Below are 13,552 nucleotides of genomic sequence, written 5' to 3' on the forward strand. Positions count from 1 at the left end.
AGCCGAGCCCGGCTCGGCCGGAGATCCCCTATGACCCGACTCAACAACGCCAACCTGGGCCGGCTGGCCCCCGCGGTCGCCACGCCGGCCTATGACCGTGGCCGTGTCACGCCCGGCATCGTCCACTTCGGGGTCGGCGGTTTCCACCGTGCCCACCAGGCCATGTATCTCGATGCGCTGATGAATCGCGGCGAGGCGCTGGACTGGGGCATCGTCGGCGTCGGTGTCATGGCCGGCGATCGCCGCATGCAGGCGGCCCTGGCCGCCCAGGATCACCTCTTCACCCTGGTGGTGAAGCACCCGGACGGCCGCCGCGAGCCCCGCGTCATCGGCAGCCTGGTGGACTACCTGTTCGCCCCCGACGACCCGGCGGCGGTAGTGGAGCGGCTGGCCGACCCGGCGATCCGCCTCGTCTCGCTGACCGTCACCGAGGGGGGCTACAACTTCCACCCGGTCAGCGGCGAGTTCGACCTCGACAACCCCGATATCCGCCACGACCTTGAGCACCCCGAAGCGCCGAAGACCACCTTCGGGATGATCGTCGAGGGGCTGGCGCGGCGGCGGGAGAGGGGGCTCGCCCCCTTTACGGTGATGTCCTGCGACAACATCCAGGGCAACGGCGAGGTGGCCAGGGAAACCTTCTGCGCCTATGCTCGCGCCCGGGATCCGGCGCTCGCCGACTGGATCGCCAGTGAGGTGGCCTTCCCCAACGCCATGGTGGACCGCATCACCCCGGTGACCAGCGAGGCCGACATCACCGAGCTGAGGGAAGGCTTCGGCATCGAGGACGCCTGGCCGGTGGTCTGCGAGCCCTACACCCAGTGGGTGCTGGAGGATCACTTCGTGGCCGGCCGGCCACCGCTGGAGGCAGCCGGGGTGCAGCTGGTCGACGACGTGGTGCCCTACGAGCTGATGAAGCTTCGCCTGCTCAATGCCAGCCACCAGGCGCTGGCCTATTTCGGCACCCTGGCGGGCTACCGCTATGCCCACGAGGTGTGCCAGGACCCGCTGTTCGTCGATTTCCTGCTCGACTACATGCGCCAAGAGGCCTCGCCCACCCTGGCCCCGGTGCCGGGCATCGACCTGGAGCGCTACCGCCAGACGCTGATCGAGCGCTTTGCCAACCCCGAGGTGCGAGACACCCTGGCGCGGCTGTGCGCCGAGAGCTCGGATCGCATCCCCAAGTGGCTGGTACCGGTCATTCGCGAGCAGCTGGCCGCCGGTGGCCAGATCCGCTGCAGCGCCGCGGTGGTGGCCAGCTGGGCGCGCTATGTCGAGGGCGTCGACGAGCAGGGCCGGCCCATCGAGGTAGTGGATCGCCTGCGGGACGAGCTGATGGCCATCGCCGCCGAGAACCAGACCCGGCCCACCGCCTTTATCGAGAACCGCGAGCTGTTCGGTGACCTGGCCGAGGAAGCTCGCTTCCGCGAGGCCTACCTGTGGGCGCTGGCCTCGCTCCACGAGCGCGGTGCCCGTGCCACCCTGGAGACGCTGGCGACGACCCGAGAGGGGGCCTGATGTATATCGGCGTGGATTGCGGGACCCAGAGCACCAAGGTGGTGGTGATCGATGTCGACGGCGCACGCCTGCTGGGCGAGGCGAGCCGGCCGCACCGCCTGGATGAGCAGGAGGGCGGCCGCCGCGAGCAGTCTCCCGCGCAGTGGATCGAAGCGCTCGGCGGTGCGCTCAGGGAAGCGGTGTCGCGGGCCGGCATCGATGCCCGGGCGATCCGCGCCATGGGCGTCTCCGGCCAGCAGCACGGCCTGGTGGCCCTGGACGCCGCCGGCGAGCCGGTGCACCCGGCCAAGCTGTGGTGCGACACCGAGACCGCGCCCTGGAACGCCGACCTGGTCGAGCGCCTGGGCGGGGAGGCGGGCTGCCTGGAGCGGCTGGGGCTGGTGCTGCAGACCGGCTACACCGCGTCGAAGGTCGCCTGGCTGCGCGAGGTGCACCCCGAGGCCTACGGGCGCATCGCCACCCTGCTGCTGCCCCATGACTACCTCAACTTCTGGCTCACCGGCGAGCGGGTGGCCGAGGCCGGCGATGCCTCCGGCACCGGCTACTTCGATACCCGCACCCGGCGCTGGCGCCACGACGTCCTGGCCGAGATCGCCCCGGAGCTCGATCCCGCACGGGTCCTGCCGCGGCTGATCGAGTCCCGCGAGCCGGCCGGCACCCTGCGTGGCGCAGCGGCCCGCGAGCTGGGGCTCCCCGAGGGCATCCTGGTCTCCAGCGGGGGAGGCGACAACATGCTGGGCGCCATCGGGACCGGCAACATTCGTCCCGGCCTGATGACCCTGAGCCTCGGCACCTCGGGCACCCTCTGCGCCTACTCCCCGGAGCCGGTGGTGGACAACCCTCTGGTCGCCAACTTCTGTGCCAGCCACGGGGGCTGGCTGCCGCTGGTCTGCACCATGAACGTCACCTCCGCCACCACGCGAGTCCGCGAGCTGTTCGGCCTGGACCTCGCCGCCTTCGGCGAACGGGTGGCCGCGGCCCCCATCGGCGCCGGGGGGATCACGATGCTGCCCTTCTTCAATGGCGAAAGGGTGCCCATGCTGCCGGAGGCCGCCGCCAGCCTCGATGGCCTGACCGGCCTGAATGTCACCCAGGCCAACCTGTGTCGGGCGGCCATGGAGGGCGCGACCCTGGGCCTGCGCTACGGCCTGGAGCAGTTCGGGAGCCTGGCCGAGGGCGTTCGCGAGATTCGCCTGATCGGCGGCGGCGCCAGGAGCGCGGCCTGGCGGCAGATGGTGGCCGACGTCACCGGCAGCCGGGTGGTATGCCCCGCGGTCACCGATGCCGCGGCCCTGGGGGCCGCCCTGCAGGCGGCCTGGTGCCATCGCGCCGGCAAGGGGGACGGTGAGCTCGCCGAGCTCTGCGAGCGCCTGGTGACCCTCGACGAGGCGTCCCGGGCTGAGCCCGACGCCAACCACGTTGCCGCCTATGACCAAGTGTACGCCCGCTACCGCCGCGCCCTGGCCGAGCGTCACGCCGTGACCTGAGCCCCACCCATCGCATCGCTATCCGCCCTTACTGAACACGAGGAGAACTCCATGACGACCCGACTCGACAGCCTCAAGACCCACTCCCTGGTGGTCGCCGACACCGGCGACCTGGAGGCGATCAGGCGCTATCGGCCCCATGACGCCACCACCAATCCCTCGCTGCTGCTCAAGGCCTTCGATTTGCCGGGCTACCAGTCGCTGATCGACGAGGAGCTCGCCGCCGTGAAGGCCGAGTTCCAGAACCGACAGACGCGGGTGGAGCGCGCCGTGGACCGCCTCGCCGTGGCCAAGGGCACCGAGATCGCTCGGCACATCCCCGGGCGCATCTCCACCGAGGTGGCGGCACGGCTCTCCTTCGACGAGGAGGCCAGCGTGCGCAAGGCCCATGAGTTGATCGAGCACTACGACCGCCGTGGCGTGGGTCGCGATCGCGTGCTGATCAAGCTGGCCTCCACCTGGGAGGGCATTCGCGCCGCCGAACGCCTGGAGCGCGAGGGCATCCAGTGCAACCTGACCCTGCTGTTCAGCGAGGCCCAGGCCCAGGCCTGCTTCGATGCCGGGGTCTTCCTGGTCTCACCCTTCGTGGGCCGGGTCACCGACTGGTACAAGCAGGCGACCGGCCGGGACTATGCCCCCGACGAGGATCCGGGCGTGCGCTTCGTGCGCGGGGTCTGCGAGCGCGCCGGCCGTGGCGGCTACGACACCGTGGTGATGGGGGCGAGCTTCCGCACCGTCGGCCAGGTGCTGGCCCTGGCCGGCTGCCCGCGGCTGACCATCTCGCCGGCGCTGCTCGAGGAGTTGGCGGCCGAGGAGGGCGAGGTGGCCCCGGCAGTGACCATCCCCGCCGCCGGCGAGCGCCCGGCACCCCTGGACGAGCCCGCCTTCCGCTGGGGCCATAACCAGGATGCCATGGCCAACGACAAGCTGGCCGAGGGCATCCGCCGCTTCGACGAGGACCAGCGCACCCTGGAGTCGCGCCTCGCCGAGCGGCTCGGTTGAGGGGCGAAGGCGTCGTGCCGAGCCCGGGTGCGCGATCGGCCTGATATGCGGATAATGTCAGCGACCGACATCGCCCGGCCCGCTGCAGGGTCAGGAGGAGATCCCATGGCGCTGCCACTCGCGGAGCAGACCCTTGCCGCCCTCGGCCAGGACGTCGGGGTGCCGGCCTATGACCGGCGCGGGCTGGCGCCGGGGATCCTGCATATCGGCCTGGGCAATTTTCACCGTTCGCACATGGCGGTGTACCTGGATCGCCTGCTCGAGCGAGGCGAGGCCCACGACTGGGCGATCGTCGGCTCCGGCGTGATGCCGGCGGATACCCGGATGCGCCGGCGCCTGCAGCAGCAGGACTGGCTCTCCACCATCGTCGACCTCGACCCCGGGGGGAGCTCGGCGAGGGTGGTGGGCGCCATGGTCGACTTCGTTCCCGTGGCGCCTGCGGCCATCGTCAAGGCGCTGTGCGACCCGCGTATCCGTATCGTCTCGCTGACCATCACCGAGGGAGGGTACTTCCTCGACACGGCCACCGGCCGGTTCGACCTGGACCATCCACGGATCCGGGCCGATGCCGCGGCCCCGGCGCAGCCCAGGACCCTGTTCGGCATGCTGGTCAGGGCGCTGGCCGAGCGTCGGGCCAGGGGGCTTGGGCCCTTCACGGTGCTCTCCTGCGACAACCTCCCCGGCAACGGCGCGGTGACGCGCAGCGTCGTAGTCGGCCTGGCCGAGCTCATCGACCCTGACCTGGCCGCCTGGATCAGGCGGGAGGTGACGTTTCCCAATTCGATGGTCGACTGCATCACGCCGCGCACCACCGCCCGTGAGCGGGAACTGGTCTGCCATCGCTTCGGCATCCGGGATGCCGCCCCGGTGGTCTGCGAGCCTTTCCGGCAGTGGGTGGTCGAGGATCGCTTCTGCGCCGGGCGCCCCCCGTGGGAGAACGTCGGCGTCCAGTTCGTGGACGACGTCTCTCGCCACGAGACGATGAAGCTGAGGATCCTCAACGCGGGGCATGCCAGCATCGCCTATCTGGCGGCCCTGCTGGGGTATCGTCATGTGCATCATGCCATGGCGGACCCGGATATCCGTGACTGGCTGCTGGCCCTTCAGCAGCGGGAGATCATTCCCCTCCTGAAGGAGGTCGAGGGGGTGGACTACCAGGCCTATCTGGACAGCGTCCTCGAGCGCTTCGGCAATGCCGAGGTCGGCGACACCGTTGCCCGGCTCTGCGCCAATGGATCGACACGACAGCCGAAGTTCGTGCTCCCGGCGATCCGCGACGCCATCGCCAGGGGCCGGCCCATCGAGGGCCTGGCGCTCGAACTGGCCCTGTGGTGCCACTCCTGCCGGAAGGCGGGCGAGGGCCATGGCGTGCCGGCACTCTCGGACCCCCTGTCGTCACGGCTGAAGGAGGGGGCGCGACGGGCTCGCCGGGATCCTCAGGCCTTCCTGGCGGTCCGCGAGATCTTCGATGACCTGGTCGATTCCCGGGCACTGCTGGCGGCCCTGGCGGGATGGCTCGCGGTCATCCACGACCACGGCCCCCGGGCGGCGGTGCGGCGCTATGTGGACTCGGGGGCTCACAGCGTTTCCAGCTTCCACACGTCGAACGCCGGCTCCTCGTAGGGGTGAGCGGCCTTGAGCGCCGCCACCGCCTCGCGGATCAGCCGGTCCTCGCAGACCAGCTCCACCTTGAGCTCCTCGACCCGCTCCAGGTCGCCGACCCGGCCGATATGCGGGTTGGCGCCGGCCAGCGGGCGGAACTGCCCGGTGCCCCGGGTCTGGAAACTGCACGCCTCGTAGTCGCCGATGCGTCCCGCGCCGGTGGCGAACACGGCCTCCTTGACCGCCTCGGCCTCCGCCACGGGAACGAAGAAGGCCAGCTTGTACATGTTGCCCTCCCGATGGGAATTCACGTGAGTGGAGCCTTCCTTGTGCCACAGCGATCCGGGCCGCGTCAGCCCCTCGGCAGGCATGACGAAAAAAATCCCCGCGGCGTCGAACTTATTATCCAAGACATGTACAAATAGTATGTCCATGTACAGGATGGCGGTGTCGCCTCCTCGACTGGCCACTGCACAACGCACCACCAACGTCCCAAGCAATGGGAAGGTCTTAGCAACGAGGAAGCCAGCATGAAGATGTTCAAGGTCGCAGCAACCCAGTGGATCGGCGCCGGTCTGGCCGGCTTGATGATGGCGGGCGCGGTACAGGCCGGCAACCACGGACACGACGAAGCGTCTGCCGACATCGTCGACACCGCCGTCGCCGCGGGACAGTTCGAGACCCTGGTGGCCGCCGTCGAGGCCGCCGGCCTGGTCGACACCCTCAAGGGCGAAGGGCCCTTCACCGTCTTCGCCCCCACCGACGAGGCCTTCGCCGCCCTGCCCGAAGGTACCCTGGAGGAGCTGCTGATGCCCGAGAATCAGGAGACCCTGCAGGCGATCCTCACCTACCACGTGGTGGCCGGCAAGGTGATGGCCGAGGACGCCATGGGCCTCGAGAGTGCCGAGACGGTCCAGGGCCAGTCGATCACCATCACCACCATGGATGGCAGCGTGATGATCAACGACGCCACCGTCATCCAGGCCGATATCGAGACCAGCAACGGCGTGATCCATGTCATCGATGGCGTGCTCCTGCCCGAGTGAGCCATCTCCGGGGTCTCGGCCCCGCCCAGTCCCTTGCTCTTGCCGTCCTTCGGGGCGGCTTTTTTCTTCTTGGGCGGGTGACCATTGACACGTCGCCCGGCCGGCCGCGAGGCTGTCGCGGTGGTCGATGCGACAGGAGGTGAGCATGGAGAGGGCGCTCGAGGTGCTGCTGGCATCGGCCGGGCTGACCCCGCGCGGCGAGATGATCCCGCTGGGCGGTGGGGATATCGCCGCGGTCTATCGCCTGGCCACCGGCGGCGGTGACGTGGTGGTGAAGCGCGATGACCCGCGACGCCTGGCCGACGAGGCGGATGGCCTGCGGGCGCTGGCGGCGGCCGGCAGCGGCCTGGGGGTGCCCGAGGTGCTGGCCGAGGGGGAGGGCTGGTTGGTGATGGAGGCCCTGGAGGTCGCACCGCGCCGACGCCGGGACCAGGCGGCCCTGGGCGAGGGGCTGCGCCGGCAGCACGCGGTGACCGGCGAGGCCCACGGCTGGCCCCGGGACAACGCCTGCGGGCGCACGCCCCAGCCCAATGCGCCGCTCGTCGACGGCCGCGCCTTCCAGCGTGAGCGGCGGCTGCTGCCACTGGCCGAGGCCTGCCAGGCGCGAGGCCTGATGGATCAGCGGTTGCGCGCTCGGGTGGAGGCCATCGCCCACGGCCTCGAGGCCTGGCTCCCGGACGCGCCGGCGAGTCTTCTGCATGGCGACCTGTGGTCCGGCAACGTGCTCTTCACCCCGCGGGGGCCGGCAGTCATCGACCCGGCGGTCTATCGCCACTATCCCGAGGTGGACCTGGCCATGCTGACGCTGTTCGGCGCCCCCGGCGAGGCCTTCCTCGAGGCCTACTGGAACGGCCGCGCCCCGGCCGACTGGCCGAGGCGCGAGACGCTGTTCCAGCTCTATCCGCTGCTCAACCACCTCTTGCTGTTCGGCGGCGGCTACCGCCAGGCGGTGGAGCGCGCGGTGGCGCGGCTTGCGGCCTACCAGGCCTAGCCGTTTACCAAGACTTGTAGGGCAGGAACTTGCCGCTCATCTTCAGCAGCACGCGGTCGCCCTTGGGATCCTCGACCTTGTCGACCTCCATGGTGAAGTCGATGGCGCTCATGATGCCGTCGCCGAACTTCTCCTGGACCACGTCCTTGAGGGTCTCGCCGTAGACCCCCACCACCTCGTAGAGGCGATAGATGAAGGGGTCCTGGGGGATCGCCTCGTCCCAGGCCTTGGTGGGGAAGGCCTGGAGGGCCTCGGCGGCCTCGGCCTCGACGCCGAGGACATCGCACAGCTTGTGGGCGACCTCGTGGCTGGCGCTGTTCATGCCGTAGCAGGCGGAGGCCACCCAGACGGGCGACATGCCCACGGCGGTGGCGATGTCGTCCCAGCTCATCTTCTTGCGGGCCTTGGCGGCGAGCAGGGTGTGGCGCATCTCGAGCTTATCCATGGTGTGTCTCCTTGGGAGTGAACTTGACCAGCTTGTCGGTAGCGGAAGCGGATGACGGGGCATCCGCGCTGTCGGAATCGGTCGTCGACTCGGCGACCGGGTTGACCGCGCGGGGGTAGTGCAGGCCGCGGCGGTCGAGGTCGGCGGTGCGCAGCTCTCCCGAGCGATTCACCAGGAAATCGACCAGGTAGTTGCGGATCCGGTAGAAGTGCGGGTGCTTGACGATCTCGGCCCGGGCGCGGGGGCGGGGCAGGTCGATCTCCACCGCCTCGGCGATGCGGGCCTGGGGGCCGTTGGTCATCAGGAAGATACGGTCGGCCAGCAGGATCGCCTCGTCCACGTCATGGGTGATCATGAACACCGTCTGGCGGTCCTGACTCCAGATCTTGACCAGCTCGTCCTGGATGACCCCGCGGGTCAGGGCATCCAGTGCGCCGAAGGGCTCGTCGAGCAGCAGCAGCTCGGGCTTGGTGGCGAAGGCCCGGGCGATGCTGACCCGCTGGCGCATGCCGCCCGAGAGCTGGGCCGGCTTGCGGTCCTCGACGCCCTCGAGCCCCACCATCGCCAGGTACTCGAGGCTGTGCTCGGTGACCCGGGCCTCGTCCCAGGCCTTCCAGCGGGCACGGACCCCGAAGCGCACGTTCTCCAGGGCGGTGAGCCACGGCAGCAGGCTGTAGTTCTGGAACACCACGCCGCGCTCCAGGCTCGGTCCCTGGATCTCTCGGCCATCCATGATCATCGCGCCGTCACTCAGGCTGTCGAGCCCGGCCAGGGCGTTCATGATGGTCGACTTGCCGCAGCCGGAGTGGCCGATGATGCAGACGAACTCCCCCTTGTCGAGCTGGAAGCTGACGTTCTCGAAGACCGTCAGGTCCTCCTCGCCGCGGGCGCCGGGAAAGCGCTTGGCGGCCTGCTGGACTTCCACGAAGGCATGACTCATGTCTCTCTCCCGGGGTTATTCCTGATAGGTGACCAGTCGCGCGACCGTCGACAGCGCCAGGTCGAGCAGCATGCCGACCACGCCGATCATCAGGATCGAGAAGATCACGCTGGTCAGGTCGAGGTTGTTCCACTCGTTCCACACGTAGTAGCCGATGCCGGTGCCGCCCACGAGCATCTCGGCGGCCACGATCACCAGCCAGGCGATGCCGATGGAGATGCGCATGCCGGTGAGGATGGTCGGGGCCGCGGCGGGCAGGATCACCTTGAAGGCGGTCTTCATCGGCGAGAGCTCGTGGGTGCGGGCCACGTTGACCCAGTCCTGCCGCACGCCGGCCACGCCGAAGGCGGTATTGAGCAGCATCGGCCAGATCGAGCAGATGAAGATCACGAAGATCGCCGAGGCCTCGGAGTCGCGGATGATGAACAGCGCCAGGGGCATCCAGGCCAGCGGCGAGATCGGGCGCAGCACCTGGATGTAGGGGTTGAGCGCCTTGTACATCAGCGGCGACATGCCGATCAAAAAACCGATCGGAATGGCGATCACCGCGGCCATCAGGTAGCCGGATAGCACCCGGTAGAGCGAGTAGCCCAGCTGGATGCCGATCCCCTTGTCGTTGGGGCCGGCGTCATAGAAGGGGTTGGAGAGCTCCTCCCAGGCCCGCTCGAAGATCTGCGAGGGGGGCGGCACCCGGGCCGTGTCGTCGGCGCCGCCCATCAGCAGCTCGTACTCGCTGAGCTCGGCGCCGACGCCCCCCATCACCGGGGCGCGGTTGAGCCCCTCCCACAGCCCCAGCCCGGCGACCAGGATCAGCACGGCCAGCAGGGCGGCGCGGACGTTGAGGCTGAACTTCCATTCGGTGGTGGTGCGGTCCATGTCAGCTCCTCCTGATGTCGAAGCTCTCGAGGTAGGCCTCGGGCTGGGTGTAGTCGAAGGTCTTGCCCATGATCTGGTAGTTGCGCGCCGTCTCCTCCGGGGCGTCGTAGCCGAGCTCGCGCATCACCGCGGCGGCATCGGTGGCCAGGTAGACGTCGCGGGCCACCTGCTGGTAGTCCACGTGCCCCTCGATGTAGCCCCAGCGTTTCATCTGGGTGAGGATCCACACCGCCATGGAGTGCCAGGGGAAGGGGTCGAAGTCGATGCGGTCGGGCACCCGTTGCACCTCGCCCAGGCCGTCGGCAAAGGTGCCTGTGAGCACCTGCTCGATCACCGTGACCGGCTGGTTGAGGTAGTTGGTGGGGGCGATGGCCTCGGCGATCTCCGAGCGGTTCTCGGGGTTCGAGGAGTACTGGGTGGCGTCGATGATCGCCCGCAGCAGGGCGCCATAGGTGTTGGGGTTCTCGGTGGCGAAGCGCTGGCTGGTGGCGAAGGCGCAGCACGGGTGGCCGTCCCAGATCTCCTTGGTCAGCAGGTGGATGAAGCCGATGCGCTCGAACACCGCGCGCTGGTTGAAGGGGTCCGGCGAGAGGAAGCCGTCGATGTTGCCGGCCCGCAGGTTGGCGACCATCTCGGGGGGCGGGATCACCCGGATCTGGATGTCCTGGTCGGGATCGAGGCCGTGCTCGGCGACGTAGTAGCGCAGCAGGAAGTTGTGCATCGAGTACTCGAAGGGCACGCCGAAGGTGAAGCCCTTCCACTGCCGTGGGTCGCGCTTGTCCTGGTGGTCGTTGTGCAGCACGATCGCCTGGCCGTTGATGTTCTCCACGGCGGGCATGATGAAGGGCTCGGGGTTGGAGCCCGCGCCCAGCGTCATGGCCAGGGGCATCGGCGTCAGCATGTGGGCGGCGTCGTACTCGCGGTTGAGCGACTTGTCGCGGGCCACCGCCCAGCCGGCGGTCTTGATCACCGAGACGTCCAGTCCGTAGCGCTCATAGAAGCCCATGGGGTGGGCCATGATGATCGGCGTGGCACAGGTGATCGGCACGAAGCCGACATCCAGGCGGGTCTTCTCCAGCGGCCCCAGGTCCTCCTTCACCGCCGCCTTGATGGCGTCCATGGGGAACAGGCTGGCCAGGGCGGCGGCCACGGTGCCGCCGCCCACCAGCTTCATGAACTGGCGGCGGTGCATGTCGCTGTGGCCGAACATGCCGCGCACCAGGGCGCTCTCCACCATCCGGTCCATCATCGCCTCCTGCTGTGACGGGGCGGAGGACGCCGGGGCGTCGGCGCTGTCGGAGGAGGAGAGCGTGGCGGCCGCCCGCTGTTCGTCGGTGCAGGTCGCGCAGTCGCAGCCGCGTCCATGGACCAGGGACTGCCGGTGATCGAAGGGGTTACCCAGACTGCTGTGGTCGTTGTTCATGGTCGTCTCGCTTCGCTGGTGCAGGGGAGGGCCACTCATGCTCCGGATCGGTGCAACGGGATCGCGGATGGGCCGTTCATGGTTAAACTTGCGAAGCGCGTGCCATGTCGGGCTTGGCGATGAATAGCGATGTTTTTTCATGGGCTTGGCAGTCGATCTCACCCGGCGCGCTCGGCTGGCCAGCGGTGACGAGATCTCGCCAATAACGAGATCTCGCTGAAATCTTGACGATTTCTCGTCATTGGCCCGGGGATTGTATGGATGAGGCATCCGTCCCGATGCGAGTGCCGTCATGCCCCTGCCCGATGCTCCCCCGCCATCCCTTGTCCAGGAGGCCTTCGCCCGGGCGCCCCAGGCGCTGGTGGTCATCGACCCGGTGGCCGACCGGCTGCTGGGCGCCAATGCGGCGGCCTGCCGGCTGCTGGGCGGCGAGGCCGAGGCCCTGGCCCGGCTACCGTTCAGCCACCGCCTCGGCGCCTCGCTGCCGCTGTGGGTCAGCTTCACCGATGAGGCCCTCACCCGATCGCCTGCCTGGTCGGACGACCTGGTGATCCTCGACCTCAAGCGCCAGCCCCGCCACGTGGAGGCCCAGGCCCAGGCGCTCGACGAAGGGCGTCTGCTGCTGACCCTGGTGGACCGCCAGAAGGCGGAGCAGCGCCGCGCCAGGGCCGACCTGGGGCGCCAGCATCGGCGCGGCCAGGTGGGCTGGGAGCGGGTCGAGCAGGTGTTCGAGCGCATCGAGCGGCAGAACCAGCTGATCCTCGGCGCCGCGGGGGAGGGCATCTACGGCCTGGACGCCGAGGGCCGCACCACCTTCGTCAACCCGGCCGCCGAGCGGATCCTGGGGTGGAGCAGCGAGGACATGGTGGGTCACGATGCCCACCAGCTGTTCCACCATACCCAGGCCGACGGACGCCACTTTCCGGTGCAGCAGTGCCCGATCCACGCCTCCTTCAGCGATGGCCAGGTGCACCGGGTCGACGACGAGGTGTTCTGGCACAAGAACGGCGAGGCGATTCCGGTGGAGTACACCAGCACGCCGATCTTCGAGATGGGGCGACTGGTGGGGGCCGTGGTGCTGTTTCGCGATATCTCGGAGCGCAAGCGGGCCGAGCAGCAGCTGCGCGATGCCCTGGCCGAGGTGGAGTCGCTCAAGCAGCGCCTGGAGCTGGAGAACCAGTACCTGCAGGAGGAGATCAAGGCCGAGTTCAACCATCGCGAGATCGTCGGCGAGAGCTCGGCCGTGGCCCACCTGGTGCGCCAGATCGCGCTGGTGGCGCCCACCGATGCCAACGTGCTGATCAGCGGCGAATCGGGGACCGGCAAGGAGCTGATCGCGCGGGCCATCCATGCCGGGGGCCCGCGCGGCGGCCGGCCGTTGATCCGGGTCAACTGCGCCGCCATCCCCCGCGACCTCTTCGAGAGCGAGTTCTTCGGCCATGTGAAGGGCGCCTTCACCGGGGCGGTCAACGACCGGCCGGGGCGCTTCGAGCTCGCCGACGGCGGCACGCTGTTCCTCGATGAGGTCGGCGAGATCCCCCTCGAGCTGCAGGGCAAGCTGCTGCGCGTGCTGCAGGAGCAGCAGTTCGAGCGGGTGGGCGACAACCGCACGCGGCAGGTGGACGTGCGGGTGATCGCCGCGACCAACCGCGAGCTGCGCGAGATGGTCGCGGCGGGGTCGTTCCGCGAGGACCTCTACTTCCGCCTCAATGTCTTCCCGATCGCCTCGGTGCCGCTGCGCGAGCGCAGCGAGGACGTGCCCCTGCTGGCGCGGCACTTCCTGATCCGCGCCTGCCAGAAGTTCAACAAGCCCGGGGTGCGCATTCCCCCGTCCCAGCTGGAGGTGCTCAAGCGCTACCCCTGGCCGGGCAACATCCGCGAGCTGGAGAACGTGATCGAGCGCCAGGTGATCGTCGCCCAGGGCCGCGTGCTGGCCTTCGATGACCTGAGCCCGGCCGCCGGTCCGCCGCTGGCCGGCCCGTCCAGCGCCGAATCTGCCCCGTCGCCCCGGCAGGCACCGGCGCCGGCCGAACCCGCGCTGCTCACCGAGCACGAGCTGGCGAGCCGCCAGCGCGAGAGTGCGCTAGCGGCGCTGCGCGCGTGCGGCGGCAAGGTGTCGGGGCCGGGCGGGGCCGCCGAGCTGCTGGGCGTCAAGCCCACGACCCTGCGCTCGCGCCTCAAGGCGTGGGCGATCGACCCCCGGGATTTCAGGGCGAGATGAG

At 69.4% G+C, this 13,552-nt stretch carries 12 protein-coding genes; 7 read left to right on the top strand and 5 right to left on the bottom strand.

Translation table 11 applies throughout. From position 1 onward, the window contains the following. Positions 1–30 precede the first annotated feature (30 nt). From NFC98_RS05030 to NFC98_RS05045, 4 genes are all read left to right on the top strand, one after another. Complete coding sequence (locus NFC98_RS05030; RefSeq protein WP_254277044.1) at positions 31–1,518, top strand: mannitol dehydrogenase family protein; 1,488 nt, start codon at positions 31–33, stop codon at positions 1,516–1,518. Next, positions 1,518–3,005: a xylulokinase gene (gene xylB, locus NFC98_RS05035; protein ID WP_254277045.1), complete on the top strand. Its 1,488-nt coding sequence runs from the start codon at positions 1,518–1,520 to the stop codon at positions 3,003–3,005. Before NFC98_RS05030 ends, xylB begins: the two co-directional genes overlap by 1 nt. Before the next feature lie 51 nt (positions 3,006–3,056). Continuing rightward, positions 3,057–4,007, top strand: coding sequence for a transaldolase (tal, locus tag NFC98_RS05040; RefSeq protein ID WP_254277046.1), 951 nt, complete (start codon positions 3,057–3,059; stop codon positions 4,005–4,007). 105 nt (positions 4,008–4,112) lie between these two features. Further along, positions 4,113–5,630: a mannitol dehydrogenase family protein gene (locus NFC98_RS05045; RefSeq protein WP_254277047.1), complete on the top strand. Its 1,518-nt coding sequence runs from the start codon at positions 4,113–4,115 to the stop codon at positions 5,628–5,630. On the opposite strand, the gene NFC98_RS05050 is transcribed toward NFC98_RS05045, so the two are convergent. Next, on the bottom strand, positions 5,585–5,896 hold the full coding sequence (locus tag NFC98_RS05050; RefSeq protein WP_254277048.1) for a YqfO family protein: 312 nt from the start codon (positions 5,894–5,896) through the stop codon (positions 5,585–5,587). The two genes, NFC98_RS05045 and NFC98_RS05050, sit on opposite strands and share 46 nt — an antisense overlap. A 243-nt stretch (positions 5,897–6,139) precedes the next feature. Between NFC98_RS05050 and NFC98_RS05055 the strand changes: the two genes are divergently transcribed. Together NFC98_RS05055 and NFC98_RS05060 are read left to right on the top strand one after the other, a co-directional pair. Next, entirely contained in the window at positions 6,140–6,655 is a 516-nt protein-coding gene (locus tag NFC98_RS05055) for a fasciclin domain-containing protein (protein ID WP_254277049.1), read from the top strand. A gap of 145 nt (positions 6,656–6,800) precedes the next feature. Beyond that, entirely contained in the window at positions 6,801–7,646 is an 846-nt protein-coding gene (locus NFC98_RS05060) for a fructosamine kinase family protein (protein ID WP_254277050.1), read from the top strand. Between the two features lie 4 nt (positions 7,647–7,650). On the opposite strand, the gene cynS is transcribed toward NFC98_RS05060, so the two are convergent. Genes cynS through NFC98_RS05080 form a run of 4 tightly spaced genes read right to left on the bottom strand, consistent with a single transcriptional unit; the run spans position 7,651 to position 11,330 of the window. After that, positions 7,651–8,091 (bottom strand): cyanase, encoded by a 441-nt coding sequence (cynS, locus tag NFC98_RS05065; protein ID WP_254277051.1) that lies wholly within the window; start codon positions 8,089–8,091, stop codon positions 7,651–7,653. Then, complete coding sequence (locus tag NFC98_RS05070) at positions 8,084–9,031, bottom strand: ABC transporter ATP-binding protein (RefSeq protein WP_254277052.1); 948 nt, start codon at positions 9,029–9,031, stop codon at positions 8,084–8,086. The genes cynS and NFC98_RS05070 overlap by 8 nt, the downstream gene beginning before the upstream one ends. Positions 9,032–9,046: 15 nt before the next feature. Next, a complete protein-coding gene (gene ntrB / locus NFC98_RS05075; protein ID WP_254277053.1) occupies positions 9,047–9,907 on the bottom strand; it encodes a nitrate ABC transporter permease in 861 nt (286 codons plus the stop codon). Between the two features lies 1 nt (position 9,908). After that, entirely contained in the window at positions 9,909–11,330 is a 1,422-nt protein-coding gene (locus NFC98_RS05080; protein WP_254277054.1) for a CmpA/NrtA family ABC transporter substrate-binding protein, read from the bottom strand. A 292-nt stretch (positions 11,331–11,622) separates the two neighbouring features. Between NFC98_RS05080 and NFC98_RS05085 the strand changes: the two genes are divergently transcribed. Further along, positions 11,623–13,551 carry a sigma 54-interacting transcriptional regulator gene (locus NFC98_RS05085; protein ID WP_254277055.1) on the top strand — a complete coding sequence of 643 codons (1,929 nt, stop codon included), beginning with the start codon at positions 11,623–11,625 and terminating at the stop codon, positions 13,549–13,551. Position 13,552 lies beyond the last annotated feature (1 nt).

This window comes from Halomonas sp. 3H, assembly GCF_024206005.1.
Taxonomy (GTDB): Bacteria; Pseudomonadota; Gammaproteobacteria; order Pseudomonadales; family Halomonadaceae; genus Halomonas; species Halomonas campaniensis.

Excerpts from the sequence above, each read along its gene's own strand:
- tal (WP_254277046.1), top strand. The coding sequence starts at position 3,057 with ATGACGACCCGACTCGACAGCCTCAAGACCCACTCCCTGGTGGTCGCC.
- NFC98_RS05050 (WP_254277048.1), bottom strand. The coding sequence starts at position 5,896 with ATGTACAAGCTGGCCTTCTTCGTTCCCGTGGCGGAGGCCGAGGCGGTC.
- NFC98_RS05055 (WP_254277049.1), top strand. The coding sequence starts at position 6,140 with ATGAAGATGTTCAAGGTCGCAGCAACCCAGTGGATCGGCGCCGGTCTG.
- NFC98_RS05070 (WP_254277052.1), bottom strand. The coding sequence starts at position 9,031 with ATGAGTCATGCCTTCGTGGAAGTCCAGCAGGCCGCCAAGCGCTTTCCC.
- NFC98_RS05060 (WP_254277050.1), top strand. The coding sequence starts at position 6,801 with ATGGAGAGGGCGCTCGAGGTGCTGCTGGCATCGGCCGGGCTGACCCCG.
- NFC98_RS05080 (WP_254277054.1), bottom strand. The coding sequence starts at position 11,330 with ATGAACAACGACCACAGCAGTCTGGGTAACCCCTTCGATCACCGGCAG.
- cynS (WP_254277051.1), bottom strand. The coding sequence starts at position 8,091 with ATGGATAAGCTCGAGATGCGCCACACCCTGCTCGCCGCCAAGGCCCGC.
- xylB (WP_254277045.1), top strand. The coding sequence starts at position 1,518 with ATGTATATCGGCGTGGATTGCGGGACCCAGAGCACCAAGGTGGTGGTG.
- ntrB (WP_254277053.1), bottom strand. The coding sequence starts at position 9,907 with ATGGACCGCACCACCACCGAATGGAAGTTCAGCCTCAACGTCCGCGCC.
- NFC98_RS05045 (WP_254277047.1), top strand. The coding sequence starts at position 4,113 with ATGGCGCTGCCACTCGCGGAGCAGACCCTTGCCGCCCTCGGCCAGGAC.
- NFC98_RS05085 (WP_254277055.1), top strand. The coding sequence starts at position 11,623 with ATGCCCCTGCCCGATGCTCCCCCGCCATCCCTTGTCCAGGAGGCCTTC.
- NFC98_RS05030 (WP_254277044.1), top strand. The coding sequence starts at position 31 with ATGACCCGACTCAACAACGCCAACCTGGGCCGGCTGGCCCCCGCGGTC.